Source organism: Janthinobacterium sp. YR213, from assembly GCF_900099875.1.
Taxonomy (GTDB): Bacteria; Pseudomonadota; Gammaproteobacteria; order Burkholderiales; family Burkholderiaceae_D; genus Janthinobacterium; species Janthinobacterium lividum.
Genome location: NZ_FNDA01000003.1, coordinates 538,787 through 565,020, shown reverse-complemented (window position 1 = coordinate 565,020; position 26,234 = coordinate 538,787). Strand labels below are relative to the sequence as shown.

25 protein-coding genes are annotated in these 26,234 nt (G+C 63.4%); 11 read left to right on the top strand and 14 right to left on the bottom strand.

Features of this window, described 5'->3' with window-relative positions:
* Window positions 1–19: 19 nt before the first annotated feature.
* From BLT98_RS16505 to BLT98_RS16475, 7 genes are all read right to left on the bottom strand, one after another.
* Complete coding sequence (locus BLT98_RS16505) at window positions 20–1,063, bottom strand: histone deacetylase family protein (protein ID WP_092609499.1); 1,044 nt, start codon at window positions 1,061–1,063, stop codon at window positions 20–22.
* 28 nt (window positions 1,064–1,091) lie between these two features.
* Complete coding sequence (gshA, locus tag BLT98_RS16500; protein ID WP_092609496.1) at window positions 1,092–2,693, bottom strand: glutamate--cysteine ligase; 1,602 nt, start codon at window positions 2,691–2,693, stop codon at window positions 1,092–1,094.
* A gap of 216 nt (window positions 2,694–2,909) precedes the next feature.
* Complete coding sequence (gene prmC, locus BLT98_RS16495; protein ID WP_092609493.1) at window positions 2,910–3,740, bottom strand: peptide chain release factor N(5)-glutamine methyltransferase; 831 nt, start codon at window positions 3,738–3,740, stop codon at window positions 2,910–2,912.
* A gap of 11 nt (window positions 3,741–3,751) precedes the next feature.
* The gene (locus BLT98_RS16490) at window positions 3,752–4,222 is read right to left on the bottom strand and encodes a disulfide bond formation protein B (RefSeq protein ID WP_092609990.1); all 471 of its coding nucleotides are present in this window, start codon (window positions 4,220–4,222) and stop codon (window positions 3,752–3,754) included.
* Between the two features lie 172 nt (window positions 4,223–4,394).
* Entirely contained in the window at window positions 4,395–5,471 is a 1,077-nt protein-coding gene (gene prfA, locus BLT98_RS16485) for a peptide chain release factor 1 (protein WP_034783736.1), read from the bottom strand.
* Window positions 5,472–5,559: 88 nt separating this feature from the next.
* Window positions 5,560–6,834: a glutamyl-tRNA reductase gene (gene hemA, locus BLT98_RS16480; RefSeq protein WP_092609490.1), complete on the bottom strand. Its 1,275-nt coding sequence runs from the start codon at window positions 6,832–6,834 to the stop codon at window positions 5,560–5,562.
* Window positions 6,835–6,915: 81 nt separating this feature from the next.
* Window positions 6,916–7,605, bottom strand: a complete 690-nt coding sequence (locus tag BLT98_RS16475) for a response regulator transcription factor (protein WP_034783734.1) — start codon at window positions 7,603–7,605, stop codon at window positions 6,916–6,918.
* A 169-nt stretch (window positions 7,606–7,774) separates the two neighbouring features.
* On the opposite strand from BLT98_RS16475, the gene BLT98_RS16470 reads away from it, so the two are divergent.
* Complete coding sequence (locus BLT98_RS16470) at window positions 7,775–8,278, top strand: hypothetical protein (protein WP_034783732.1); 504 nt, start codon at window positions 7,775–7,777, stop codon at window positions 8,276–8,278.
* 3 nt (window positions 8,279–8,281) lie between these two features.
* On the opposite strand, the gene minE is transcribed toward BLT98_RS16470, so the two are convergent.
* The 4 genes from minE to metE form a co-directional block, all read right to left on the bottom strand.
* Entirely contained in the window at window positions 8,282–8,533 is a 252-nt protein-coding gene (gene minE, locus BLT98_RS16465) for a cell division topological specificity factor MinE (protein ID WP_034752886.1), read from the bottom strand.
* Window position 8,534: 1 nt separating this feature from the next.
* Window positions 8,535–9,350, bottom strand: coding sequence for a septum site-determining protein MinD (gene minD, locus BLT98_RS16460; RefSeq protein WP_034783730.1), 816 nt, complete (start codon window positions 9,348–9,350; stop codon window positions 8,535–8,537).
* A gap of 37 nt (window positions 9,351–9,387) precedes the next feature.
* Window positions 9,388–10,137: a septum site-determining protein MinC gene (gene minC / locus BLT98_RS16455; RefSeq protein ID WP_034783729.1), complete on the bottom strand. Its 750-nt coding sequence runs from the start codon at window positions 10,135–10,137 to the stop codon at window positions 9,388–9,390.
* 224 nt (window positions 10,138–10,361) lie between these two features.
* On the bottom strand, window positions 10,362–12,680 hold the full coding sequence (gene metE, locus BLT98_RS16450; RefSeq protein WP_092609487.1) for a 5-methyltetrahydropteroyltriglutamate--homocysteine S-methyltransferase: 2,319 nt from the start codon (window positions 12,678–12,680) through the stop codon (window positions 10,362–10,364).
* A gap of 118 nt (window positions 12,681–12,798) precedes the next feature.
* On the opposite strand from metE, the gene BLT98_RS16445 reads away from it, so the two are divergent.
* The 5 genes from BLT98_RS16445 (at window position 12,799) to BLT98_RS16425 (ending at window position 18,150) form a co-directional block, all read left to right on the top strand.
* Window positions 12,799–13,707, top strand: a complete 909-nt coding sequence (locus tag BLT98_RS16445; protein ID WP_034783726.1) for a LysR family transcriptional regulator — start codon at window positions 12,799–12,801, stop codon at window positions 13,705–13,707.
* 128 nt (window positions 13,708–13,835) lie between these two features.
* Complete coding sequence (phaP, locus tag BLT98_RS16440) at window positions 13,836–14,321, top strand: TIGR01841 family phasin (protein WP_034783725.1); 486 nt, start codon at window positions 13,836–13,838, stop codon at window positions 14,319–14,321.
* A gap of 213 nt (window positions 14,322–14,534) precedes the next feature.
* Entirely contained in the window at window positions 14,535–15,713 is a 1,179-nt protein-coding gene (locus BLT98_RS16435) for an acetyl-CoA C-acetyltransferase (protein WP_034783723.1), read from the top strand.
* Between the two features lie 142 nt (window positions 15,714–15,855).
* A complete protein-coding gene (gene phbB / locus BLT98_RS16430) occupies window positions 15,856–16,596 on the top strand; it encodes an acetoacetyl-CoA reductase (RefSeq protein WP_034783722.1) in 741 nt (246 codons plus the stop codon).
* A gap of 117 nt (window positions 16,597–16,713) precedes the next feature.
* Window positions 16,714–18,150, top strand: a complete 1,437-nt coding sequence (locus BLT98_RS16425; RefSeq protein WP_092609483.1) for a tetratricopeptide repeat protein — start codon at window positions 16,714–16,716, stop codon at window positions 18,148–18,150.
* On the opposite strand, the gene BLT98_RS16420 is transcribed toward BLT98_RS16425, so the two are convergent.
* On the bottom strand, window positions 18,087–18,707 hold the full coding sequence (locus tag BLT98_RS16420) for a LysE family translocator (RefSeq protein WP_225317146.1): 621 nt from the start codon (window positions 18,705–18,707) through the stop codon (window positions 18,087–18,089). The two genes, BLT98_RS16425 and BLT98_RS16420, sit on opposite strands and share 64 nt — an antisense overlap.
* A 153-nt stretch (window positions 18,708–18,860) precedes the next feature.
* On the opposite strand from BLT98_RS16420, the gene BLT98_RS16415 reads away from it, so the two are divergent.
* The 4 genes from BLT98_RS16415 (at window position 18,861) to BLT98_RS16400 (ending at window position 21,429) form a co-directional block, all read left to right on the top strand.
* A complete protein-coding gene (locus BLT98_RS16415) occupies window positions 18,861–19,343 on the top strand; it encodes an Lrp/AsnC family transcriptional regulator (RefSeq protein WP_034752896.1) in 483 nt (160 codons plus the stop codon).
* A 78-nt stretch (window positions 19,344–19,421) separates the two neighbouring features.
* Complete coding sequence (pip, locus tag BLT98_RS16410; protein WP_034783717.1) at window positions 19,422–20,378, top strand: prolyl aminopeptidase; 957 nt, start codon at window positions 19,422–19,424, stop codon at window positions 20,376–20,378.
* Window positions 20,379–20,490: 112 nt separating this feature from the next.
* Window positions 20,491–20,931 carry a DUF2721 domain-containing protein gene (locus BLT98_RS16405; RefSeq protein WP_034783716.1) on the top strand — a complete coding sequence of 147 codons (441 nt, stop codon included), beginning with the start codon at window positions 20,491–20,493 and terminating at the stop codon, window positions 20,929–20,931.
* Between the two features lie 42 nt (window positions 20,932–20,973).
* Window positions 20,974–21,429, top strand: a complete 456-nt coding sequence (locus tag BLT98_RS16400; RefSeq protein ID WP_034752899.1) for a hypothetical protein — start codon at window positions 20,974–20,976, stop codon at window positions 21,427–21,429.
* Window positions 21,430–21,557: 128 nt separating this feature from the next.
* Here BLT98_RS16400 and BLT98_RS16395 read toward each other — a convergent pair whose 3' ends face one another.
* Window positions 21,558–22,139 carry an SRPBCC family protein gene (locus BLT98_RS16395; RefSeq protein ID WP_244517515.1) on the bottom strand — a complete coding sequence of 194 codons (582 nt, stop codon included), beginning with the start codon at window positions 22,137–22,139 and terminating at the stop codon, window positions 21,558–21,560.
* A gap of 161 nt (window positions 22,140–22,300) precedes the next feature.
* Between BLT98_RS16395 and BLT98_RS16390 the strand changes: the two genes are divergently transcribed.
* A complete protein-coding gene (locus BLT98_RS16390; RefSeq protein ID WP_092609477.1) occupies window positions 22,301–24,346 on the top strand; it encodes an NADPH-dependent 2,4-dienoyl-CoA reductase in 2,046 nt (681 codons plus the stop codon).
* Between the two features lie 57 nt (window positions 24,347–24,403).
* Here BLT98_RS16390 and ybaL read toward each other — a convergent pair whose 3' ends face one another.
* On the bottom strand, window positions 24,404–26,116 hold the full coding sequence (ybaL, locus tag BLT98_RS16385) for a cation:proton antiporter domain-containing protein (RefSeq protein ID WP_034783712.1): 1,713 nt from the start codon (window positions 26,114–26,116) through the stop codon (window positions 24,404–24,406).
* Between the last annotated feature and the right edge of the window lie 118 nt (window positions 26,117–26,234).

The following is a 26,234-nucleotide window of genomic DNA, read 5'->3' as shown; positions in this document are numbered from 1 at the left end:
ACGGTTCTGTCAGGCGCTCTTAATCAGCCGTTTCAAACCCTTCGAGCACATTGACGACATTGATGCCGATTTCCTTCACCGCGTAGCCCCCTTCGAGGATGAAGGCGGTGGGCAGGTTCAGATGCGCGAGGCGCTCGCCCACGCGCAGGTAGTCGCCGCTTTGCAGGGAGAAGTGCGACAGCGGGTCGCCGGCGAAAGTATCGACACCGAGCGACACCACCAGCGCGTCGGGCGCGTACATATTGATGCGCAGGCAGGCCGTTTCCAGCGCGGCGAACCAGCTGGCCGTGCTGCTGCCGGACGGCAGCGGCAGGTTGACGTTGTAGCCGAGCCCGGCGCCGCTGCCCGTTTCATCGGCGTGCCCCAGGTAAAACGGATATTCGCTGCGCGGGTCGGCGTGGAGGGAGGCGAACAGCACGTCGTCGCGCTGGTAAAAGATGCTTTGCGTGCCGTTGCCGTGGTGGTAATCGATATCGAGGATGGCGACCTTGCGGGCGCCGTCGTCGAGCAGATGCTGCGCGGCCAGGGCCGCGTTGTTGAGAAAACAGTAGCCGCCAAAGAAATCGCTGCCCGCGTGGTGGCCCGGCGGGCGGGTGAGGGCAAACGTGGCTCGTTCTCCCAGGCGCAGCGCGTGGGCCGCGTTGACGGCGCAGTCGGCGCCCGTCTTGGCCGCCGTCCACGTGCCGGCCGTCAGCGGCGTGCCGTTGTCCATCGAGTACAGGCCCAGCTTGGCCGTGAAGTCGTCCGGTTCGATGTCGCTGCGCAAGGTGCGCACGGGCCACACGGACGGCAGCGCGTCCCTGCCCGCATTGTCGGGGTCGAGCGCCAACCAGTCGTGCCAGGCGTGGCGCAGGAAATGCAGGTAACGGGGCGTGTGGATGCGCTCCAGCGAGGTCAGCGGCACGCCGTGCGGCGTGACGATGCGGCCCAGGTTGCGCCGTCCCAGTTCGGCCACCACCATGTCGGCCCGCTCGGGCGTCTCGAAGCAGGGCACCATGGTGCCGCGAAACATTTCGAAGCGGCCCCGATGCTGGCTGTGCAATTCATTGTAGAAGGTCAGCATGGGGCGCCAGGCAGGAAGTCAGGCAGGATCAGGTGTGCGAACACAGGGTGCTGGCGCGGTAGGCGGCGACGAAATCGTCGAAGCTGCCGGCTGGCGCCGCCTCCATGGCGCGCTGCTCGGCCAGCGAGCTGGCGGCCATCTCGTCGAAATACGCGCTTTGTTCCGGTGTTGCCGGATGCGTGCGGAAATAGGCGGCGTGGCGCTCGCTCTGGCGCAGGCCGAAGGCGGCAAACGAGCCGCCGTTGGCGCGCAGCTCGGCCAGGACCTTTGCCGATGGCGTCGCATCCGGGTCGGCCAGCTTGATGGCTTGCGCCGCCAGGCTGTCCGCGTGCTGCGTGCCGCCAAGGCGCGCGTCCAGCAGGGCCGCCACGGGGGCGATGCGCGCCAGCAATTCCTCGCCCCACGCCTGCAGGGTGATGTCCTCGCCATCGCGGCGCAGGGTCAAGCCCGGCTTGCGGCCTTCCTTGACGGTGCGGGCGAAATTGTTCGTGTAGCAGGCGCTTTGCTCAGCCGAGATGGGAGCGCTGTCGTCGAGCGCGCAGAACAGCAGAAACGCGTCGAGGAAGCGGCCCGTTTCCAGGCTGATGCCGACCGGTTCGAACGGGTCGACATCCATGCAGCGCACTTCGATGTATTGCACGCCGCGCAGGCACAGGGCCTGGATCGGGCGCTCGCCCGTGCGGATCACGCGTTTCGGGCGGATGGTCGAATAGTATTCATTTTCGATCTGCAGCACGTTGGTGGACAACTGGATCCACTCGCCCTCTTTTTTTGTTCCCAGCGCTTCGTACGGCGGATACGGGTCGTTGACGGCATGCGTGAGCGCGTTGACGTAATCGTCCAGGCTGTTTTCGTGCGGACGCAGGCCGGACTGGGCATCGTTCTGGTAGCCGAGGTCGCTCATGCGCAGGCTGGTGGCATACGGCAGGAACAAGGTGTCGTCGGACAAGGTGTCGAGCTTGTGCGCGCGGCCGCGCAGGAAACCGGCGGACAGGGCCGGCGAAGCGCCGAACAGGTACATCAGCAGCCAGCTGTAGCGGCGGAAATTGCGGATCGTCGCCAGATAGCTTTCCGATTGCACGTCTTTCGGCGTGGCCGCCGCGTGTGTCGGGCTGGCGCTGGTGTCCGGATTGCTGGCCAGCACTTGCCACAGCTGCTCGTCGAGCGAATAGTTGTAATGGATGCCGGCGATGCATTGCATGGCTTTGCCGTAACGCAAGGCCAGGCCGCGCCGGTAGACGTGCTTGAGCATGCCCATGTTCGAGCTGCCGTAGTTGGCGATTTCGATGTCCGCTTCGGGCGGCAGCTGGCACGGCATCGACTGGCTCCACAGCAATTCGTCGCCCAGGCGGCTGTAGGCGTGGCGGTGCACGGTGTCGAGCTTGTCGAGCGTGACGCCGATGTCGGCTTCGGCCGGGGTGATGAATTCGAGCAGCGCTTCGGCGTAGTCGGTGGTGATTTCTGGGTGCGTCAGCGCCGAACCCAGGGCGACGGGGTGGGGCGTGGAAGCCAGATGGCCGGCGTGGTCGACGCGCAGGGTTTCACGCTCGATGCCGCGCAAGCCGCCCAGCAGCGCGCGGTTGGCATCTTCAGTCAGCAATGCCAGGCGGCGAGTCAACAGGTTGGGCAATTTGAGCTTCCTTTCTTGTGCAGCATATAAATAATTTGTGCTGAGATTAACCGAATTTTGGCAAATGCGTCGGCGCCGGCCCAAAAAACGCCGCGTCGCCAGCGTCCGCCCCGGGGAGCGGGGACGGCGCTTCGGTCAGGAATTCGCTTGATATTTTAACAAACTGCGGGGGGATCTGGCGCGCTGCCGGGTCAAGCTTTGCGCAGGTGGCGGCGGTCAGCCCAGGCGGGCGCCGCTGACTCGTTCGATGCCGGCCAGGTCGCGCCAGCTTTGCACTTTGCTGTAGCCGGCGTCGGCCAGCAAGCCGCGCACGGATGCTGCCTGGTCATAGCCGTGCTCCATCAGCAGCCAGGCGCCTGACGCCAGGTGGCGCGCGGCGCCGGAGACGATGGTGCGCAGGGCCGACAGGCCATCCGCATGGTCGGTCAGCGCGCTGGCAGGCTCGAAGCGCAGATCGCCTTCGGCCAGGTGGCGGTCGCCGCTGGCGATGTAGGGGGGATTCGAGACGATCAGGTCGAACTTTTCCGTGCCCAGCGCTTCGAACCAGTCGCTGGCCATGAAGGTGATGTTGACGCCATTGGCGCTGGCGTTGCGGCGCGCCACGGCCAGCGCCGTGCTGCTGACATCCAGGGCCGTGACGACGGCGTCGGGCCGCGTGTGCGCCAGCGCGACGGCAATGGCGCCGCTGCCCGTGCCCATGTCGAGCACCCGTCCGCCGGGCGGCAGGCGCTCGAGCGCCAGTTCCACCAGCACTTCCGTGTCGGGGCGGGGGATCAGCACGGCGTCGTTCACTTCGAACGGCAGGCCAAAGAATTCGCGCTGGCCCACGATGTAGGCGATCGGCTCGCCTTGCAGGCGGCGTGCCAGCAAGCTGGACAGGCGTTGGGCTTCATCGGGAGTGAGCACACGCTCCGATTGTGTGATCAGGCTCACGCGCGACAGGCCCAGCGCATGGCCCAGCAGGATGCGGTTGTCGAGCGGATCGAGCAGTGGACGGATTTGCAGGGCGCCGACAGTGCTGCCGGCGGGGATCAGTGTTTCTGGCATGGTGCTTTCAATTATTTCTGACGGCGCAGCAAGGTCCACAGCAGGCCGACGCTAAAAATGGCGAACCAGATGAACGCCCATTGCGGAATCGACAGGCCGAAAAACGGCTCGCCGGCGTTTTCGCAGGCGCCATAGGATTCAAACATGAAGGGCATGACTTGCGCCGTGAAAATCTTGTTCAGCGCCGTTTCCACCGGATCGATGCCGCACGAGAAGCCGGGGTTGGCCAGCACGTACAGGTGCTTGGCGCCCACGCCCAGGCCGCCCAGGGCCGCCAGCAAGCCGATGCCGGCGCCGATCTTTGGACGGTTTGCGGCCGCGCCGGCCAGGCAGGCGATGCCGATGGCGAGGAACAGGTAGCGCTGGATCACGCACAGTGGGCACGGCGCCATGTTCATGGCATGCTGCAAATACATGGCCACGCCCAGCATCAGGAAACACAGGGCGGCGATCAACAGGAGGACAGTGCGTGAATTTTTCATGGGCGACACGGTGAGGTGGATGGAATCGAGCTGGTCATTTTCGCACAAGGCTGGATTTTTATTGCTTAGCCGCTACTTAAAGCTGTCGGCTTACGCGCTGCGCGCTAAGCCGACCTACAAACTCGGTAGGTCGGCTTAGCGTAGCGTAAGCCGACAACAACGGTGTCAGCGTTTAATCGCCCAAGGCAGCCAGCAGTTCCGCCTGGTGCTCTGCCGCCAGCGCATTCGTCAAGTCCGTCAAATCTCCATCCATGATGAAGTCCAGCTTATACAAGGTCAAATTGATGCGGTGGTCCGTCAGGCGGCCTTGCGGGAAATTATAGGTGCGGATGCGCTCGCTGCGGTCGCCCGAGCCGATCAGGCTCTTGCGGGTGGCCGCTTCCTTCGATTGCTGTTCGCGCAGCTGCACGTCCTTGATGCGCGCGGCCAGCACTTTCATCGCCTGCGCCTTGTTCTTGTGCTGGCTGCGGTCATCCTGGCATTCCACCACGATGCCGGTCGGCAAGTGGGTGATGCGCACGGCGGAGTCCGTTTTGTTGATGTGCTGTCCACCGGCGCCCGAGGCGCGGTAGGTGTCGATGCGCAGGTCGGCCGGGTTGATGTTGACGTCTTCCACTTCATCGGCTTCCGGCATCACGGCCACCGTGCAGGCGGACGTGTGGATGCGGCCTTGCGTTTCCGTGGCCGGCACGCGCTGCACACGGTGGCCGCCCGACTCGAATTTCAGCTTTGAATACGCGCCGTTACCCACTACGCGCACGATGACTTCGCGGTAGCCGCCCAAGTCGGAGTCGGATGCCGACACCAGTTCCACCTGCCAGCGGTTGCGTTCGGCAAAGCGCGTGTACATGCGCAGCAGGTCGCCGGCGAACAGGGCCGATTCATCGCCGCCCGTGCCGGCGCGAATTTCCAGGAAGATATTGCGCTCGTCATTGACGTCCTTCGGCAGCAGCATGGTCTGCAATTCGCGCTCCAACCGCGCCATGGTGGTCTTGGCCGCCTCGATTTCTTCCTGGGCGAATTCCTTCATGTCCGGATCGGACAACATCTCTTGCGCTGTCGTAATATCGTTGCCCGCTTCCTGGTAGGAATGGTACAGGGCGACCAGCGGACCCAGTTCGGCGTGCTCGCGCGTCATCTTGCGGTAGCTGTCCATGTTCGACGTGGCGTCCGGGTGCATCAGCAGTTCGTCGAGTTCGACCAGGCGGTTCGCCAGTTGATCGAGTTTGGCCAGCATGGATGGTTTCATAGCGATTCGCGGTAAAAGAGTGTAGGGATGGTGCAGGCCCGGCAGGCGGGCAGGGGGCGGTCGCGCGCGGGCGGCCAGCGGGGCTGCGCTAACGGCGGGGGCGGAACAGTTTTGGCAGCAGGGTGACCAGCTGCTTGCGCTCGTCGCCTTGCGCGTGGTGCAGCGCCTGCTGCGGGCCGTGCAGGAACTTGGCCGTCAAGCCTTTCGACAGCGCTTCCAGGACGGCGTCGATGTCGGCGCCCTTGGCCAGCATCTTGCGCGCCCGTTCCACTTCCATCAGGCGCAGCGTTTCGCTGTTTTCATGCAAATGCTGGATCACGGGCACCATGGCGCGGTCATCGACCCAGCTCATGAACGATTGCACGCGCGTCTCGATGATGGCTTCGGCTTGCGCCACGGCCGCTTGCCGGCTTTCCAGGCCCGTCTGCACGACCTTGCCCAGGTCGTCGACCGTGTACAGGAAGACGTCGTTCAAACGGCCCACTTCCGCTTCGATGTCGCGCGGCACGGCCAGGTCGACCATGAACATGGGTTTGTGGCGGCGTGCCTTGATGGCGCGCTCGACCAGGCCCAGGCCCAGCAGCGGCAAGGACGATGCCGTGCACGAGATGACGATATCGAACTGGTGCAGCTGCTCCGGCAGGTCGGCCAGGCGGATGGCCTTGCCGTTGAAGCGGTGCGCCAGTTCCTCGCCCCGTTCCATGGTGCGGTTGGCAATGGTGATGCTTTTCGGGTTTTGCGCCGCGAAGTGCGTGGCGCACAATTCGATCATTTCGCCGGCGCCGATGAACAGCACGTTCTGCTCGGCGATCTTGTCGAAGATGCGCTGCGACAGGCGCACGGCGGCGGCCGCCATGGACACGCTGTGCGCGCCGATTTCCGTGCTGCTGCGCACTTCCTTGGCGACGGAAAAGCTGCGCTGGAACAACTGGTGCAGATACGTGCCCAGGCCGCCCGCTTCGTCGGCCGTGCGGATGGCGTCCTTGATCTGGCCCAGGATCTGCGTTTCGCCCAGCACCATCGAATCGAGCCCGGAGGCGACGCGGAAGGTGTGGCGCACGGCATCGTGCTGCGGCAACATATATAAGTGGGGGCGCAGCTCGCTGTAGTTGAGCTTGTGATAATCGGCCAGGAAATGCGCGCCCGCGTCGAGCGGATTGGGCACGTGGCTGGCCGCATACAGCTCGGTGCGGTTGCAGGTCGACAGGATGGCCGCTTCGTCGTTGTCGCGCAAGTCGATGCGCTGGAACCAGGTGCGCGCCGCCATCACCGCCGAACCCAATTGCTCAGGCGCAAACGCCAGCTGTTCGCGGAGCGACACTGGGGCGGTGGTATGGTTGAGGCCGACGGCGAGCAGTTGCATTTCAGGGCTGTTGGGATGACTTATGCCGACATTATAGCGCTTTGTGCCCGCGCTTTGAGCAGGTCAGCCGTTTGCCGCCGTTCAGCCGCCCAGTTTTTCCAGGCGATAACCGTAGCTGTAGACGGGCACCAGCCTGTAGCCGTGTTCCGGTTTCAGCTGCAGCTTGTTGCGCACGCGCGAGACGTGGGTATCCATGGTGCGCGAAGGCAAGGCCGTGTCGCGCTGCCACACGGCTTCGTGGATGTAGGCGCGCGACAGGGGACGGCCCAGGTTGCGGAAAAACAGCAGTGCCAGGGCGAATTCCTTGTGTGTCACATCGAGTACTTCGCCATCGCGCAGCAGGCGGCCGGGGCGGGTTTCAAACGTGTAATGACCGAATTGCAAGTATTCCGCGCCATTCTGGGCCGGGTAGGCCACGCGCAGCAGCGCCTGGGTGCGCAAGGTCAGCTCGCTGCGCCGCAGGGGCTTGATCATGTAGTCGTCGGCGCCTGCCGTCATGCCCGCCACCACGTCGTCTTCGCCGGAACTGTTGGTCATAAACAACACGGGTGCCTTGGGCGCCAGTTTTTCCCGGGCTCGGCGCAAGACTTCTGCACCGTCCAGATCGCTCACATGCCAGTCGAGGATGAGCATGTCGCAACTGTCCTTGCGCAGTTGCCCCAGCATGTCCTTGGCACTTTGAAACTCGTGGCAAGCGTGGCCGGCGGCGGTGAGCACCTGGCAGATCAGTTCTGCCTGGCTATGGTCGCTATCGAGTACGGCAATTCGCATAATTGGCTGGAGTGTGTAGCAACAAACAGACGGTCCGCTCTGCTTATCGTAATGTTAAGGAATGCTCAAGTGAAATATAACAGAGATTGCAACTGTGTCCAGTGAAATCGGCAGCTGAGGCCTTTACGTTACACTTGTTCATCTACCCCCTACTCGCGGAGAAACGGCCATGTCAGACAAGAGCACTACCGATTGGACACTGATACCGGGCAGTCGTGCCGAAATCGAGCAAGTGCGCGAGCGTTGCCGGCGCCTGGTGCAGCGGCGTGCCATGATGTCGGCGGGCGCTTCGGCCATTCCCATTCCCGGCATCGACCTGATGTCGGATGTCGGTCTGTTTTCCATGCTGATCAATGATATCAACCACGAATTCGGCCTCACGCCCGAGCAGATCGAGCGCCTCAACCCGCAGTTCAAGATGATGGCCTACCGCGCGGCGGTGGGCATGGGCGGCATGTTGGTGGGAAAGCTGGTATCGCGCGAACTGATCCTCCACCTGCTCAAGCGCAGTGGCGTCAAGATTGCCACCAAGCAGGTGGCGCGCTTCGTGCCGTTTGCCGGACAGGCGGTGGCGGCAGCCATTGGCTACGCCGTATTCCGCCAGATCGGCAACCAGCATGTGAACGCCTGCGCCGCGGTGGCGCAGGAATTGCTCACGGTCAGGCCGGATTAACGCTTATGCGTCCGGCAGCACGACGTTGACGTCGAGCACCTCCAGGTTGCCCTGGCGGTCCAGCGAAATCTTGATGTCGTCGGCATTGACCTTGGTGTACTTGGAAATGACGGCGATCAATTCCTTGTGCAGGGCGGGCAGGAAGTCCGGACCATCGCGTCCGCTGCGTTCGCGGGCGATGATGATCTGCAGGCGTTCCTTGGCCGCGGTGGCCGTCTTCGGCTTGGGGGGGAACAGGAAAGAAAGCAAGGCCATATCACTTCGCCCCAAAAATGCGCTGGAGTAATCCAGGCTTTTCATAGTTGGTAAAGCGCAACTCGACATCTTCGCCGAGGAAACGCGAGACCACGTCTTCATAGGCTTGCGCCACGTCCGTGCCCGTGAAATGGATGGCCGGATTGCCCTGGTTCGAGGCGGCCAGCACTTGCTCCGATTCCGGAATGATCCCCACCAGCGGGATGCGCAGGATTTCCTGCACGTCCTGGTAGGACAGCATTTCATCCGATTCCACGCGTTTCGGCGAGTAGCGGGTGATCAGCAAGTGTTCCTTGACGGGCTCGCCGCCCGTCTGCGCGCGGCGCGACTTGGCTTGCAGGATGCCCAGGATGCGGTCCGAATCGCGCACCGACGACACTTCCGGGTTGGTGACGATGATGGCTTCGTCGGCAAACGTCAGCGCCATCAGCGCGCCATGCTCGATGCCGGCCGGCGAATCGCAGATGATGAACTCGAAACCCATGTTGATCAGGTCGTTCAACACGCGTTCCACGCCTTCTTCCGACAAGGCATCCTTGTCGCGCGTTTGCGAGGCGGGCAGGATGAACAGGTTGTCGCAGTGCTTGTCCTTGATCAAGGCCTGGTTCAGCGTGGCCTCTTTGTTGATCACATTGATCAGGTCGTAGACGACGCGGCGTTCGCAACCCATGATCAGGTCGAGGTTACGCAGGCCCACGTCGAAGTCGAGCACGGCTGTCTTGTGGCCGCGCATGGCCAGGCCAGTGGAAAAACTGGCGCTAGAGGTCGTCTTGCCGACACCGCCCTTGCCGGACGTCACAACAATAATTCTTGCCACAAATAATCCTTTTCAGATATCTCTTGAATTGTGCAGCTTAAGAGCGGTTCACAGGAGTGACCGGATTGACAGAGTGTATATCGATTCTGTCGCCAGCCAAACGAATTTGCGCGGGTCCGCGCGCCATTTCCGCAGGGAAACCATCCTCGAACGTGCGGTACACGCCGGCGATCGAGACCAGTTCCGGTTCCATGGCCAGCGCGAAGATGCGCGCCTGGGCATTGCCCGAGGCGCCGGCCAGCGCGCGGCCGTACAGCGAGGAATACACGTGGATGCTGCCGTCGGCGATGATTTCAGCGCCATTGTTGACGACGGCGGTGATGATCAGGTCGCAGCCGCGCGCATAAATGCGCTGGCCGGCGCGCACGGGCGTGTCGATCACCATCACCTGTGCGTCGGCGCCCGACTGGGCGGCGGCCGTGGGCGTATCCTTGGGGCCATCCTTGGGCGGCGCATCGTCGCGCGTCTTGCCGCTGTCGAGGCTCAAGCCTTGCGCCAGGATGGCGTCATGCATGTCGGCCGGCGCATTGCGCACGGCCACGGCATTCAAGCGGTATTTTTTCAGCAGGGCCACGAGGGCGGCCCAGTCGATGGGCACGCCGCCGGGCGGCAAGGCCGCCACGTCCAGCACGGCCAGGTCGTCCTCGAAAAAGTCGGCCACGCCTCCCGTCATGTCGCGCAAGGCGGCATCGAGTGCCTGCGTATCGGCGCTATGCAGAATGGCGGAGACAGCAACGACGGTGGAAATCTTGATTTCGATAGGCTTCTGCGACGGGCTTTTGGACATAAACATTTATCAAAGTGAAACTGCGGCAGGCCAGATGTTCCGTACGGCAACAATGGGAGCAGTAAATTTCTTGCATTCTACTGCAAAAAAATCAGCATCAGGGGCCTGGCGCGTGCTATTCCGCAGGGCAACACCTACTTCATGTCAAAAAAAACGGACGGCGCCCCGGAAAACCGGTGCGCCGTCCTGAAAGCAGCCCTGCATGCGGCCTGGGTAGGCCTATGTCATGCCGCCGCCCGCATCTGCTGCGCCGCCGCGACCATATTTTTTAAAGCCGCCTCCGTTTCCGCCCAGCCCCGCGTTTTCAGGCCGCAGTCCGGGTTGACCCATAAATTGGCTGGCGGAATCACGGCGCTGGCTTTTTGCAGCAATTTCACCATGTCGAGAGTCGAGGGGAGGCGCGGCGAGTGGATGTCGTACACGCCGGGGCCGATTTCGTTCGGATACTGGAACTGGCCAAAGCCCTTCAGCAGTTCCATGTCGGAGCGGCTCGTCTCTATCGTGATGACGTCGGCGTCCATGGCGGCGATCTGCGGCAGGATGTCGTTGAATTCGGCATAGCACATGTGGGTGTGGATCTGCGTCGTGTCGCTGACGACGGACGCGGCGATGCGGAAGGCGCGCGTGGCCCAGTCCAGATAGGCGTCCCACCGGCCGCGGCGCAGCGGCAAGCCTTCGCGGATGGCCGGCTCGTCGATCTGGATAATGCCGATGCCGGCCGTTTCCAGGTCTTGCACCTCGTCGCGGATGGCCAGGGCCAGTTGCAGCGCCGTCGTGGCGCGCGGCTGGTCGTCGCGCACGAACGACCATTGCAATATCGTGACCGGCCCCGTCAGCATGCCCTTCACCGGTTTATGCGTCAGGCTTTGCGCGTGCACCGTCCATTCGACGGTCATGGCGGCGGGGCGCTGCACGTCGCCGTAAATGACGGGCGGCTTCACACAGCGCGAGCCGTACGATTGCACCCAGCCCTGGCGCGTGAAGATAAAGCCGTCCAGTTGCTCGCCGAAGTATTCGACCATGTCGTTGCGTTCCGCTTCGCCATGCACGAGCACGTCCAGGCCCAGCGCTTCCTGGCGGCTCACGGCGTGGGCGATCTCGGCGCGCATCTGCTGTTCGTAGTCGTTCACAGCCAGTTCGCCTCGCTTGAAACTGGCGCGGGCGGCGCGGATGGCCGTCGTCTGCGGGAAGGAACCGATGGTCGTCGTCGGGAAGTCGGGCAGTTGCAAACGCGCGCGCTGCATGGCCTGGCGCTGCGGGAAGCTGGAATCGCGGCGGTCGACGGTGGGCGTGAGCGTTTGCAGGCGCTGCGCCACTTGCGGGCGGTGCACGCGGGGACTGGCACGGCGGCGGGCGATAGCCAGGCGAGACGCGGCCAGCGCGGCTTCATCGGGACGGCCTGCGAGCGCGCCCTTGAGGACGGCGATTTCGGACAGTTTTTCCGTGGCAAACGCCAGCCAGCTCTGGATGTCACCATCTAGCTCCGTCTCGGCCGCCAGGCTGAACGGCACGTGCAGCAGGGAGCACGACGGCGCCAGCCACAGGTGGCCGTTGCGTTTGGCCGCCAGCGGCTGCAGCACGGCCAGGGCCGCGTCGAGGTCGGTGCGCCAGATATTGCGGCCATCGACGATACCGACCGACAAGACTTTATGCGCGGGCAGCCAGTCCGTCACGCTGATCAATTCATGCGGCGCGCGGATGCCGTCCACATGCAGGCCGGCCACGGGCAGGCGGCACGTCAGGCTGAGGTTTTCTTCCAGCGGCGAGAAATACGTGGCCAGCAGGATATTTATACCTACCTGGTTCAGCTGCCAGTAGGCGCTTTCGAAGGCACTGCGCCAGGCACCAGGCAAGTCCAGGCCCAGGATCGGCTCGTCGAGCTGCACCCATGCCACGCCTTGCTGTTTCAGGCGGTCGAGCAGGGCGCCGTAGACGGGCAGCAATTGTTCCAGCAGGGCCAGGCGGTCGAAGCTTGACTCGCCGGGCGTCTTTTCCTTGCCCAGCCAGAGGAAGGTGAGGGGGCCGATCAAGGCCGCCTTGACCTGGTGGCCCAGCGCTTGCGCCTCGGCCACTTCCGCCAGCAGGCGCTCGCAAGCGAGAGAAAACCGGGTCTGCGGCGACAATTCGGGCACCAGGTAATGGTAATTGGTGTCGAACCACTTGGTCATTTCCAGCGCGGCAGTGCCGGCGGCGTGTGCATGGTGGCCGCAGCCGGCATGGGCGGCGTGCGTGTCTGCGCCGCGCGCCATGGTGAAATAGCGTGACAGCGGCGACTGCTCTGGCGCGAAGCTGAAACGGGCCGGTTCGCAGCCCAGCAGCTGGATATGGTTGGCCACCTGGTCGTAAAAGGCGAAGTCGCCCACGGTAACGTAGTCAAGACCGGCGTCGCGTTGCAGGGCCCAGTGGCGCGCCCGCAGTTGCCGGCCCGTCGCTTCCAGGGCCGCCTCGGACACCTCGCCGCGCCAGTGGCTTTCCAGCGCCAATTTCAGTTCGCGCGCGGCGCCGATACGGGGAAAACCAAGGATGTGGGTGTGCACGGTCATGATGTCATCGAGATTTAATGTGAATGCGCTAGAGTGTGCGGCAACTAGGTCTATAATCAAAACGAAACATTTTGCCGAATAACATGAAAATCATTCACGTACGCCATTTCATTTGCCGATGCTAGAAATCCGCCACCTGCGCACCCTGAGTGCCTTGCGTTCGTCCGGCAGCCTGGTGCGCGCCGCGCAGCTGCTCAACCTGACCCAGTCGGCCCTGTCGCACCAGATCCGTTTGCTGGAAGAGCGCTACCAGGCGCCCTTGTTCGAGCGCAAGTCCATGCCGATCGCCTTTACGGCCACGGGCAGCCGTCTCTTGGCCCTGGCCGACAAGCTGCTGCCCGAGATCGAACTGGCCGAGCGCGACGTGGCGCGCCTGTCGCAAGGCGACAAGGGGCAGTTGCGCGTGGCGCTCGAATGCCATACCTGTTTCGATTGGCTCATGCCCGTGATGGATGCGTTTCGCCAGCGCTGGCCGGAAGTGGAAATCGACCTGGTCTCCGGCTTTCACAGCGAACCGGCGGACTTGCTGCGCTCGGGCGAGGCGGACCTCGTGATCGGTTCGCCATATGGCCCCGATTTCACCGTGTTTCCCCTGTTCCGCTTTGAAATGCTGGTGGTGATGGCGCAGAAGCACCGGCTGCAGGCGCAGCGCCGGCTGGTGGCGGCCGACTTTACGGGCGAGACATTAATTACCTATCCCGTGCCGGAAGAGCGTATCGACCTGATCCGCGAAGTGCTGCGCCCCGCCGGCATCGCGTTTGAACGCCGCACGGCGGAATTGACGGTCGCCGTGCTGCAGCTGGTGGCGAGCCGGCGCGGCATTGCCGCGTTGCCGAACTGGGCCATCAAGAATTACGTCGATTACGATTATGTGGTGGCGCGCCCGGTGGGCGAGCACGGCTTGTGGAGCGACCTGTATGTCTCCGTGCCTGATCATCTGCAGGACAAGGCGTATGTGCGTGATTTCGTCAGCGTGATACGCGAGCAGTGCGCAGCCTCGCTGGACGGTATCAAGTTGTTGTCCTGATCAACGTTGAGTTGGAAACAAACCAACAGCAAAGCTTGATAAATATCAAGGTTCAGCAATGAACCACCGCTTACAGTTGAGTACTGTGCGGCGCAACATGCACCGCCATCAAATTGGAGAGGAACACTATGTTTTCATTTTCCGAGCAATGGGCACTGGCCGGCAAGGCCCTGGTGGAAGCACAATTGATCAGCGCGCAAGCGTATGCCCAGGCCGCTGTCGACAGCGGCGCCAGCGTGCTGGACTTGCAGATCGATGCGGCCCGCGCGGCGCTGGCCGCCGCTACGGTGGCAGGCAATCAGCTGCTGTCCGTGAAGGATCCGCAAGCGTTGCTGGAACTGTCGCGCACGCAGTCGCAACTGGCCATCGAACGCATCGGTGCATATGGCCGCCAGGCAAAGGATGTTGCCCAAGAAACCCAAGAGAAATTCGACACTGTGACAAAGGGTGAGTTTGCTGCATCGCGTCAAAAATTTGGCGAGCTGGTGCAGGTGGTAAAGCAAACGCCTGTGCCCCTGATTATTCCCTTCAATAATTTTCTAAAAACCACTTTCGGCGGCGCCGATGAAGGGTATGATAAAAATAAAAATACGCGTCCTGCTCGCCAGGCGTAAGCGTGTTGCGGCCCGGCAGCGGCTATCCGCCGCGCCAGGCCGCCCGCCGCCACCGCAAGCAGGCTGTCATCGCCGCCGCCTGCGGTGCGGCGCTGGAACTGCGGCGCGTGCCGCGCTAGAATGAAACGCAGCTTGCTGTGTCTTCCCGGATACTCATTGGATTGTATTAACACCTTGACCTTGGCCCTCGTGGCCTGCTTATCGGAGAAATAAATGGATGATGTCGTAATCGTGGCCGCCGGCCGTACCGCAGTCGGCAAATTCGGTGGCAGTCTGGCCAAGATTCCTGCGTCCGAACTGGGCGCGCATGTAATCAAGGGCTTGCTGGCACAAACCGGCATCGACCCGAACCTGATCGGCGAAGCGATCCTGGGCCAGGTGCTGACGGCTGCCGTCGGCCAGAACGCCGCGCGCCAGGCCGTCATCAAGGCTGGCCTGCCCAGCTCGATCCCGGCATTCACCATCAACAAGGTATGCGGCAGCGGCCTGAAGGCCACGCACCTGGCGGCGCAAGCGATCAAGTGCGGCGATGCCAACATCATCATCGCCGGCGGCCAGGAAAACATGAGCGCCTCGCCGCACGCGATGAACGGCTCGCGCGACGGTTTCCGCATGGGCGACTTCAAGATGATCGACACCATGATCGTCGATGGCCTGTGGGACGTGTACAACCAGTACCACATGGGCATCACGGCGGAAAACGTCGCCAAGAAATACGAAGTGACGCGCGCCGAGCAGGATGAATTCGCGCTGCAGTCGCAACTGAAAGCGGAAGCGGCGCAAAAGGCGGGCAAGTTCAAGGATGAAATCCTGCCGCTGGAAATCGCCAATAAAAAAGGCACCGTGGTCTTCGACAGCGACGAATACATCAAGCCCGGTTCGACCCTGGAATCGCTGGCCGGCCTGCGCCCCGCATTCGCCAAGGACGGTACGGTTACCGCCGGCAACGCGTCCGGCCTGAACGATGGCGCCGCCGCCGTCATCATGATGTCGGCCTCGCAAGCGAAAGAACTGGGCTTGAAGCCGCTGGCGCGCATCAAGGCCTACGCTTCGTCGGGTCTGGACCCGGCCGTCATGGGCATGGGGCCCGTCTCCGCCTCGCGCCTGTGCCTGAAAAAAGCCGGCTGGACGCATGAAGAACTGGACCTGATGGAAATCAACGAAGCGTTTGCCGCGCAAGCGATTGCCGTCAACAAGGAAATGGGCTGGGATACCAGCAAGATCAACGTGAACGGCGGCGCGATTGCCATCGGCCACCCGATCGGCGCCTCGGGCGCGCGCATCCTGGTCACCCTGATCCACGAAATGATCCGCCGCGACGCCAAGAAAGGCCTGGCAGCATTGTGCATCGGCGGCGGCATGGGTGTCGCCCTCGCAATTGAGCGTGATTAATCGCTGACACCGAACTTGGGCCGTTACGCGCAATGCGTGGCGGCCTGGTCCGGTGCGGTACGCCGCCGTCACGCGGCGGTTTTGGATTGCTTTCATTAAATAATTAACTTTTTAGCAATAGAATGACACTGAGGGGATGAAAATGGCAAGAGTTGCATTGGTAACTGGTGGCATGGGTGGTCTGGGCGAAGCGGTGTGTTTCAAGCTGGCCGCGCTCGGCTATCGCGTGGTGACCACATATTCCCCAGGCAATCCGAAGGTCGCGGAATGGCTGGCGTCGACCAAAGACATGGGTTACGACTTCAAGGCATATCCGTGCGACGTGGCCGACTACGATTCGGCGGCTGCCTGCGTGGCGGCCGTGGAAGCGGAAATCGGTCCTGTCGACGTGCTGGTGAATAACGCCGGCATCACGCGCGACATGACGTTCAAGAAGATGGACAAGCCGAACTGGGATGCCGTGATGGGCACCAACCTCGATTCCGTCTTCAACATGACCAAGCCCGTCTGCGACGGCATGGTGGAACGCGGCTGGGGCCGCATCATCAATATCTCGTCCGTGAATGGCCAGAAGGGCGCCTTCGGCCAAACCAACTATTCGGCCGCGAAAGCCGGCATGCATGGTTTCACCAAGTCGCTGGCGCTGGAAGTGGCGCGCAAGAACGTTACCGTCAACACCATCTCGCCAGGCTACATCGGCACCAAGATGGTCATGGCGATTCCGCAGGAAGTGCTCGACAGCAAAATCATCCCGCAAATTCCAATGGCGCGCCTGGGCAAGCCGGAAGAAGTGGCCGGCCTGGTCGCTTACCTGGCTTCCGATGAAGCCGCGTTCGTCACGGGCGCCAACATCTCGATCAACGGCGGCCAGCACATGTCGTAATCGGTATTGAGGTCAAACAAAAAGACAGCTGCGGCTGTCTTTTTTTATGCTTGCCAGCAAAACAAGGTGATCGCCGGATTTGCCTTAGAATCAGCATTTCTCCACTGCACCATTTCCATGCCCCTCTTTCCTGTCTTGCGCCGCGCCAGCGTGGCCGCCATTCTTTTCCTGGGCGCCGGCGCGGCCCAGGCCAGCGTCGCGTTCCATGTCACGGTGACTACCGAGCGCGTCTACAAGCCCGGCGTGAAAACCAGCCTGCCTGCGCGCGATACGCAGGAAAGCGATGTCGTGCTGGGCCCCCATTACCTGAGCGTGCGCGATGGCACGCGCTTGTCCGTGCTCGATTTTGCCGCGCGCCGCCGCCACCTGATCGATATGGCGGCATCCACCTACGACACGTATTCGCTGTTCGACGTGGCGGGATTTCGCGTCTTCGAACTGCGCCACCGGCAAGGGATCGTCGGCATATTGAAGGCGGGCGGCCTTGAGCAGCACGCAACGTTGCCCGTGTATGAGGAACAGGCTTTGTCGGTGCTGGACAACAAGCGGCGCAACGCGCTGGCGCCGCAAGTGCTCGACGGCGCCGTGCTGTGGTCGCTCGACGGGCAGCCCCTGCTGCGCCTGGGGATAACCGGCAGCCCCGTCAGCGGCGACGATGCCACGGCATTTGCCCAGTACCTGCGCTACACCTGGGGCGGCCATCCGCTGGTGCTGAAGATGCTGGCCGACGGCAAGCGCATTCCCGCCGAATTTACCATGCACTACCAGGAGGTGGGTGGCAGCGTGACGCGCCACTTCCGCGTCAGCGCCATGACGGCGGGTGCGCCCGCCACGTATACCCTGGCCGCCTACCGGCCACGCCCGCTGGCGGCCGATGCGTCCCCGCTCGAGCGCGTGCTGGCGCAGGCGGCGCGGTTGCCGCCGCCGGGACCGCAGGCACATCCCGCGCTGCGCGCCGAGGCCGAGCGCCTGTTTGCGGCAGGCAAGCCCTTCGAGGCATTTTTGACCATGCTGGAAGACCATTTTTCCTCCGGTGCCCTGGTGGACAAACTGACGCCCCAGCAACAGCGGGCTATGCAGGAGTGCCAGCCCATCCACGACTTGACGCGCGCACTGCTGGCAAAGGACCAGGAAGGCATCAAGGCAGCATTGACGACGGTGCAGGAATCAAGGACGCAAACGGGGCTGGAGCAGCCCGTGCTGGCCTTGTTCGAGGGGAATTTGCGCGCCAAGCTGGGGCAATGGCCGGAAGCGACCGCGCTGTATCTGCAAGTGCTGCAGGCCAAGCCGCAGATGGCGGCCGTGTACCAGGACCTGGGCGATGCGTTGCTGGCGCAATTCGATGCGCCGAATGCCTGGCGCAGCTGGGATGCGGGCCGGGCCATGGCGCCCACGCTGCGGCAATTTCGCAAGATCAACGAGCTGGAGCGCAGCCTGCTGAACGATTACCCCGCCTTTTTTGGCGGCGGGGCGCCGCTTCCGCTGAAAAGTCAGCCCAGCACCAGCCGCCCGGCCAGCAAGACGAAGACGGTGGGCAGCACGAACTTGCCGTAAGGCGAAGGTTTACCGCGCAGGCGGCGCGCCAGGCGCGCGGCCAGCACGGCGTACAGGGCGTCGAACAGCAGGCCGACCAGCACCAGGACGGCGCCCAGGCGCAGGTATTGCATGCCGACCTGCTCGCTGCCGGCGACGAACTGCGGCAGGAACATGCTGCAAAACAGCAGTGCCTTCGGATTGAGCAGATTCGTCAGGAAGCCGCGCACCAGGCTGGCGCGGGCGCCATGCGCCGTGGCGGGCGCGGCCGCTTCCTGCGCCGTTTGGGTCGACAGGGCCGACTGCAGCAGACGCAGCGCCAGGTACAGCAGGTAGGCGGCGCCCGCCCATTTGACCCATTGCAAGGCTTGCGGATGCGTCACCATCAATGCCGCCAGGCCCGCGCCCGACAGCGCCACGTGCACGGCGCGCGCGCCGGCGATACCGAGGGCCGTCACCAGCGCCGTGGCCACGCCGCGCGCGGCGCCCGTCGCCAGCACCAGCGCCATGTCGGGGCCCGGTAATAAAAAGGCGCCAGCCAGTGCCAGCAGGTACATCAGGAAGGTAGAATCGGACATGGGCCAGTCGAAAAGAAAAGCGGGAGCATGCGCACGGTGCAGCCTGCTCGCCGGGTCCCATTATGTTCTTGACGTGATGAAATGTGCTTGCTTTTCCTGCCCTGCATGCCCTAGTATTCGGGTAGATTCCACTCCTATAAAAACAAAAAATAGATGAAAATTTCAGAAGTTAGCCTCGACGCCACCGATTTGCAGATACTCAGGCTGTTGCAGGATGAAGGACGGCTGTCGAATGCGCGCCTGGCCGAGCGCTTGAAGCTCAGCGAAACCCCTGTCTGGCGCCGCTTGCGCCGCCTGGAAGAGGAAGGTTTTATTACCGGCTACCAGGCTTTGCTCAACCGCAAGAAGCTGGGCATCGGCCTGGTCGCGTTCGTACGGGTCGTGTTTGCCAACCATGGCGGCGAGCAGCCGTCGCAGTTCGAGCAAGCCATCGCGACGATTCCCGAAATCTTGTCGTGCCACAATGTGGCGGGCGAAGCCGATTATTTCCTGCAAGTGGTGGCGCGCGACCTGGAAGCGTATGGCGAATTCGTCTCGACCGTGCTGCGCCGCCTGCCGGGCGTGGCGGAAATCCAGTCCAGCTTGTCGATGCGGGAAATCAAGTCCTCGAACCGCCTGCCCTTGCTGCTGGCCTGAGGCGCCGGCGGCGCACTATAATTGGAACAGTTGCCAGGTCTCGTGCCTGGCGCCCTGACCGCCACTCCGAGGACCGCCATGCCCGATTCCCTGACTCCCCTGTTTCCCGTCCTGTCGCCGAACCGGCACGGCATGCTGGCGGTCGATGACATCCACACCATTTATTGGGAAGAGTGCGGCAACCCCGACGGCATTCCCGTGCTGTTCCTGCATGGCGGGCCCGGCGCGGGCCTGTCGCCGCAGCACCGCCGCTTCTTCGATCCGCAGCGCTACCGCGTGATCCTGTTCGACCAGCGCGGCGCAGGCAAGTCCACGCCGCTGGGCGAATGGCGCAACAACACGACGCAGCTGCTGATCGCCGATATCGAACGCTTGCGCGCCCAATTCGGCATCGGTCAATGGCTGGTGTTTGGCGGCTCCTGGGGCTCGACCCTGGCGCTGGCGTATGGCCAGGCGCATCCGGAGGCTTGCCTCGGTTTCGTGCTGCGTGGCATTTTCCTGTGCACGCAGGCGGAAATCGACTGGTTCATCGACGGCGTGCGCTGGTTCTATCCGGAACTGTACGAGGAATTCGCCGCGCCCATTCCGGCAGAGGAACGGGGCGACTTGCTGGCCGCCTACGTGAAACGCATCCTCAGCAGCGACCCGGCCGTGTACTGGCCCGCCGCGCGCGCCTGGAGCCGCTTCGAAGGGCGCCGCGTGTACCTGATGCCGCAACCGGAAGATGCGCCGAACGATGCGCTGGACCTGGGCGTGGGCCGGCTCGAATCGCATTACATGGCCAACCTCGGTTTCTTCGAGGAAGACCAGCTGATCCGTAACATCGGGCGCATCGCGCATTTGCCGGCCGTTATCGTGCAAGGGCGCTACGACGCCATCTGCCCGCCGCTGTCGGCCTACCGCCTGCAGCAAGCCTGGCCCGGCGCACAGCTGGAAATGATCCCGGACGCGGGCCATGGCGCGCTCGAGCACGGTATCGCTTCGGCGCTGGTGCGCGCCACCGAGCGCTTCGTGCCGGGGCGCGGCTTCGCATGACGTTCAACCACGCCGGTTGGCAAAGCGGCCAGCCGGCGTGCGCCACCTGCTACACTATGGCCTGTGCTGGCGCCACGGTCGGGCGCCGGTGTGAACCCACGACTTTTTATCCATGAACATACAGATCGGCGACATCGGCCATATCATCCAGCTGGCGATTGCGCCGGTTTTCCTGTTGACCGGTATCGGTACCATGCTGGTGGTGCTGACCAACCGCCTGGGCCGCATCATCGACCGCACGCGGGTGCTGGAAGACCGGCTCGACATCGGCTACAACGATTTCTATATGGATGAGCTAGATACCCTGTATCGGCGTACCCATCTGATCAACTATTCGATTTCGCTGAGCACGGCGTGCGGTTTCTTCGTCTGCGTCATCATCGCCATGCTGTTTTTGGGCGATATTCTGAACCTGACCCTGGACAAATACATCGCGGCCTTCTTTGTGCTGGCCGTGATTTGCCTGATCGGCTGTTTTATTTACTTACTGCGCGAAATTTATCTGGCCGCGACGGCCCAGCGCATCCGGCGCCATATCCGCCCGCCCCGTTAAGCGGCGCGCCGGTTTACCCTACTATTGAAGAACGAGTCCAGCATGCACGATTACAAACGTCCCCCCACCCTGCACCGCTACGGCCAGCGCAGCGAACTCGAGCTGGCGCTGAGCCTGGGCCAGTTCCGCCTGGCGCCAGCGGGCAATTGTCTGACCCTGAGCTTTTCGCAAGTGTGGGACAAACAATTGTTCGATCTGTTCGCCCCGGCCGACGCCTGTTTGATCATCCACAATACGGAAGAATTCGGCGAACGCCTGCACCGCGCCGTGCAGCGCACCCTGCCCAGCTGGGCAGGCATCGATGGCCTGGTCGAATACGGCCAGCGCGCCGCCCTGGGCGCCGCCTTTACCAAGACGCGCGCCGAGGCGCCCGAGCAGGAATGGCTGTTCGCCTGGCGCTCGATGCAGCCGCAAGCGAGCCTGAACCCTGTCACGGTGAAACTGGGCAGCCTGGAAAACTTCGCGGAAATCCGCGACCGCGATACCTATTTGGCCTGATTTTTTTAACACCGGATGAAACCGTAGCGAGCGGATGGGAGTTGTAGCTGAGCAGCGGAGCTGTGCTTTAGCACAGTGAGCAGCGGAGGCTGCAAATCGCGACGCGCAGTAGGTTTTTTCCGGTGTCGTTATCCGGATTTATCGGCGTACTGGCTGTCGATGCGGGCGAGTACGGCCGCCATCATGCGCTCGATATCGCCGCGTATCATGGTCGTGCCCAGCATGCCGGGCACATAGAAGCCCGGCATCAGCCGGCTGGAAAAGACGATGCGCGTGCCGCCCGTCTCGGGAATGGGGTACAGATTCCAGCGCGATTCGTAATGCCGCATGTCGCCCGAGATCAGGGCGATATCGATGGCCGTGAACGGCGTTTCCGTGGCCCGCACCACCAGGTGGATGGGGTGGTTCATGAACAGGAAGCGCGCCATGCCCTGCTGCTCGATGATGACTTCATTGCCGTTGCGCGACAGCACGCGGCAGGAGCTGAGGTCGGGCACGAATTCATGCATGCGCTCGTACGTCGTCAGGGTCTTCCAGACGGAGGCCGGCGGCGCCTGCACGCTGCCGCTGGCATCGACTTCATACATGCGCTGCCCGTCGACCTCGATGCGCTTGACGTCGACCTTCAGCCTGTCCAGGCGTGTCGCCTGTGCCAGCGCGGTCGCGGGGACGGCGCACAGCATCAGCAGGCAAAGGAAGAGTCGCGTCATGTCACCTAGCCTACGGGAAACTTGCCCCCGGCACAAGCTGTACGCATCGCCGGCCCGTGCGCCGGGCGATTTAGAACTCCCGGTCTAGAGAAATACGCTGCGGCGAGCGGCAATGCTTGCTACCGTACGGCCTGCATACCACCTCTACCGGACCGATCACCATGACTGCCTATCCCCACCTGCTGGCCCCGCTCGACCTGGGTTTTACCTCTTTGCGCAACCGCGTCATCATGGGGTCCATGCACACGGGCCTGGAAGACCGCTTTTACCATTATGGCAAGCTGGCCGCGTTTTACCGCGAACGGGCACGCGGTGGCGTGGGGCTGATCGTCACGGGCGGCATCTCGCCGAACCGCCAGGGATGGCTGCTGCCGTTCGGCGGCACGCTCAATTTCCTCGGCGACGTGCCGAATCACCGCAAGGTGACGCGCGCCGTGCACGAGGAGGGCGGCAAGATCGTCATGCAGATCCTGCATGCGGGCCGCTATGGTTATCAGCCGTTCGTCGTCTCGGCGTCGGCGAAGAAATCGCCGATCTCGCCATTCCGGCCCCGTCCCCTGAGCGAACGGGGCATCGAGCGCACCATCTGCGACTACGTGCGCTGCGCGCGCCTGGCGCAAAAGGCCGGCTATGACGGCATCGAAGTGATGGGCAGCGAGGGCTACCTGTTGAACCAGTTCCTGTGCGCGCGCACGAATCTGCGCCAGGACCGCTGGGGCGGCACGATCGAGAACCGCATGCGCCTGCCCGTGGACATCGTGCGCCGCATCCGCGCCGCCGTCGGCCCCAACTTCATCATCATGTACCGCCATTCGCTGCTCGACCTGGTCGAGGGCGGCAATACCTGGGACGACGTGGTGACGGTGGCCAAGGCTCTGGAACACGCCGGCGTGACCATTCTGAATACGGGTTTCGGCTGGCATGAGGCAAGAGTCCCCACCATCGTCACCTCCGTGCCGCGCGCCGCCTTCGCTTCCGTGGCGGGCCGGCTGCGCCGCGAAGTCAATATCCCCGTGGTGGCGTCGAACCGCATCAACATGCCGCACGAAGCCAACGCCATCCTGGAACGGGGCGACTGCGACCTGGTGTCGATGGCGCGCCCTTTCCTGGCCGACCCGTTTTTTGTTGCCAAGGCCGCCGCCGGCCGCGCGGACGAAATCAACACCTGCATCGGCTGCAACCAGGCGTGCCTGGACCATACGTTTGCCAACAAGCGCGCCAGTTGCCTGGTCAACCCGCGCGCCTGCCATGAAACGGAACTCGTCTACGCGAAAAAGGCCGTGCCGCGCCGGGTGGCCGTCGTCGGCGCCGGGCCGGCCGGCCTGTCCGCCGCCTGCGTGGCGGCCGAATGCGGGCACGAGGTGAGCCTGTTCGACGGCAGCGACAGCGTGGGCGGCCAGTTCAAGGTGGCCATGCAGATACCTGGCAAGGAAGAATTTACGGAAACCATCCGTTATTTTGCGCGCCGGCTGGCGCTGCTGGAAGTCAAGCTGCACCTGGGCCAGCGCGTGACGCGCGAGCAATTGCTGGCGGGCGGCTACGACGACGTCATCGTCGCCACCGGCATCAAGGTGCGCCTGCCGGCCATTCCCGGCATCGACCATCCGAAGGTGCTGTCGTATCTGGATGTGCTGCAAAGCAAGAAACCCGTGGGCGCGCGCGTGGCCATCATCGGCGCGGGCGGCATCGGTTTCGACGTGGGTGAATACCTGCTGCACGACCCGGCGCACCCGCTGCCGCAGCCTGTGGCCACCTGGGCGGGCGAGTGGGGCGTGGACCTGGATGCGGCCACCGGCGGCGGCCTGGTGCCGCCCGTGGCGCCGCATCCCGTGCGGCAGATATTCCTGTTGCAGCGCAAGACCTCGAAAGTGGGGGCGGGACTGGGCAAGACGTCGGGCTGGGTGCACCGCGCGGCGCTGGCGAGAAACGGCGTGGCCATGCTGGCCGGCGTGAGCTACGACAAGATCGACGAGCAAGGCTTGCACATCACGGTGGGCGGCGAGCAGCGCCTGCTGGCGGTGGACAACGTGGTTATCTGCGCGGGCCAGGACAGCTTGACGGAACTCATGCCGCCCGTCGACAAGGATGGCAAGCCGCTGGCGGCGGGCGGCCCCCGTTTCCATAAAATCGGCGGCGCCGCGCTGGCGGCCGAACTCGACGCCAAGCGGGCGATACGGGAAGGCGCGGAGCTGGCCGCCAGTCTGTAAAAAGAAAGCCTGCCGGCTGGGTAGCGGGCAGGCTTGCTGGACGGAAAGGGCGCTGGCTTAATGCCCGCCATGCCCCTTCTTCGCCGCATCAAAACTCTGCAGCACGTGCTCGGCCATGCCATTCGCCAGCTCGTGTTCGCCAATAAACACCTTGCCCGCGTTTTCCGCGCGCAGCAATTCCGCCTCTTCCTCGCTGTGCGTGCGCACCACCGTCATGATGGAGGGGTTCAGCGCGCGCGCCGTCTCGATCATGGCGCGCACGTGGAAGGTATCGGGCGTGGCGATGACGAGCATGGTGGCGTGCGTGATGTGCGCCTGGATCAGCACGGCCGGTTCGCCCGCATTGCCGGCCACGGCCGGGATGCCCTGCTTGCGCAGCTGGTCGACGATTTCGCGGTTTTCCTCGGCCACGACGAAGTGGATGCCCCGTTCCATCAGTGCGGCGGCGATGCGCCGGCCCACGCGGCCATAGCCGACCAGGACGATCTGGCCCGACAGTTTTTCCTGCGGCACCGTCATCGGCAGCTCGGCCAGCGGGTCGGTGGTGCGTTCGAACTTGCGCGCGAAATCGCTGTTGCTCATCACGCGCAGCAACGGCTTGGCCATGCTGAACACGAGCGGATTCAAGGCAATCGACAGGATGGCGCCGGCCAGGATCAGGCTTTGGCCTTCCTGCGGCATCAGGCCCAGCGACAGGCCCAGGGCGGCCAGGATGAACGAGAATTCACCGATCTGCGCCAGGCTGGCCGAGACGATGATGGCCGTTTTCGGCGGATAGCGCAGCGCCATCACGAGCAAGAAGGCGGCAATCGACTTGCCGAAGATAATGATGGCGCACACGGCCAGCACTTGCAGGGGCTTCTCGATGAGGATGTTCGGCTCGAACAGCATGCCGACGGAAACGAAGAACAGCACGGCAAACGCGTCGCGCAGGGGCAGCGACTCTTCCGCGGCGCGGTGGCTGAGTTCGGATTCGCGCAGCACCATGCCGGCGAAGAAGGCGCCCAGCGCGAAGGACACGCCGAACAGCTTGGTCGAAGCGTAGGCGATGCCGACGGCGGCGGCGATCACGCACAGGGTGAACAGCTCGCGCGAACCGGTGCGCGCCACCTGCCACAAAATCCACGGGAACAGCTTGCGGCCGACCACCAGCATGAAGACGATGAAGCCGGCCACTTGCCCCAGGGTAATGGCCAGGGTTTGCCACAGGCTGACAGCCTCGGCATCCGGCGCCACTTTGCCGCCCAACACGCCGGCAAACGCCGGCAGCAGCACCAGCACCAGCACGGTGACGAGGTCTTCCACCACCAGCCAGCCGACGGCGATGCGCCCATTGAGCGAGTCGAGGATGCCCCGTTCTTCCAGCGCGCGCAGCAGCACCACGGTACTGGCCACGGACAGGGCCAAGCCGAAGATCAGTCCGCCACCGAGGGTCCAGCCCCACCAGTGGGCCAGGCCCATGCCCATCGCCGTGGCGACGCCGATCTGCAGGATGGCGCCAGGCAGCGCGATCTTGCGCACGTCCCACAAATCTTCGATGGAAAAGTGCAGGCCGACACCGAACATCATCAGCATCACCCCGATTTCCGCCAATTGTCCGGCTATTTCCGCATCCGCCACAAAACCGGGCGTGGCCGGTCCGATGATGATGCCGGCGGCCAGATAGCCGACCAGGGCCGGCAGTTTCAGGCGCGCGGCGATGAAGCCGAAGATGAGGCCGAACCCGAGGGCGGCGGCGATGGTGGTGATCAGGCTGATGTCATGGGGCATGCGTGTGGGGTTCCTTATGGGACGTGCGGATGGAAAAAGATGTTGCTCAGCGACCAAGTATAAACGCATCAAAGCCCCTGCCGGAAAATTTCCTGCGGCTTTATTGCAAAAAACCTGT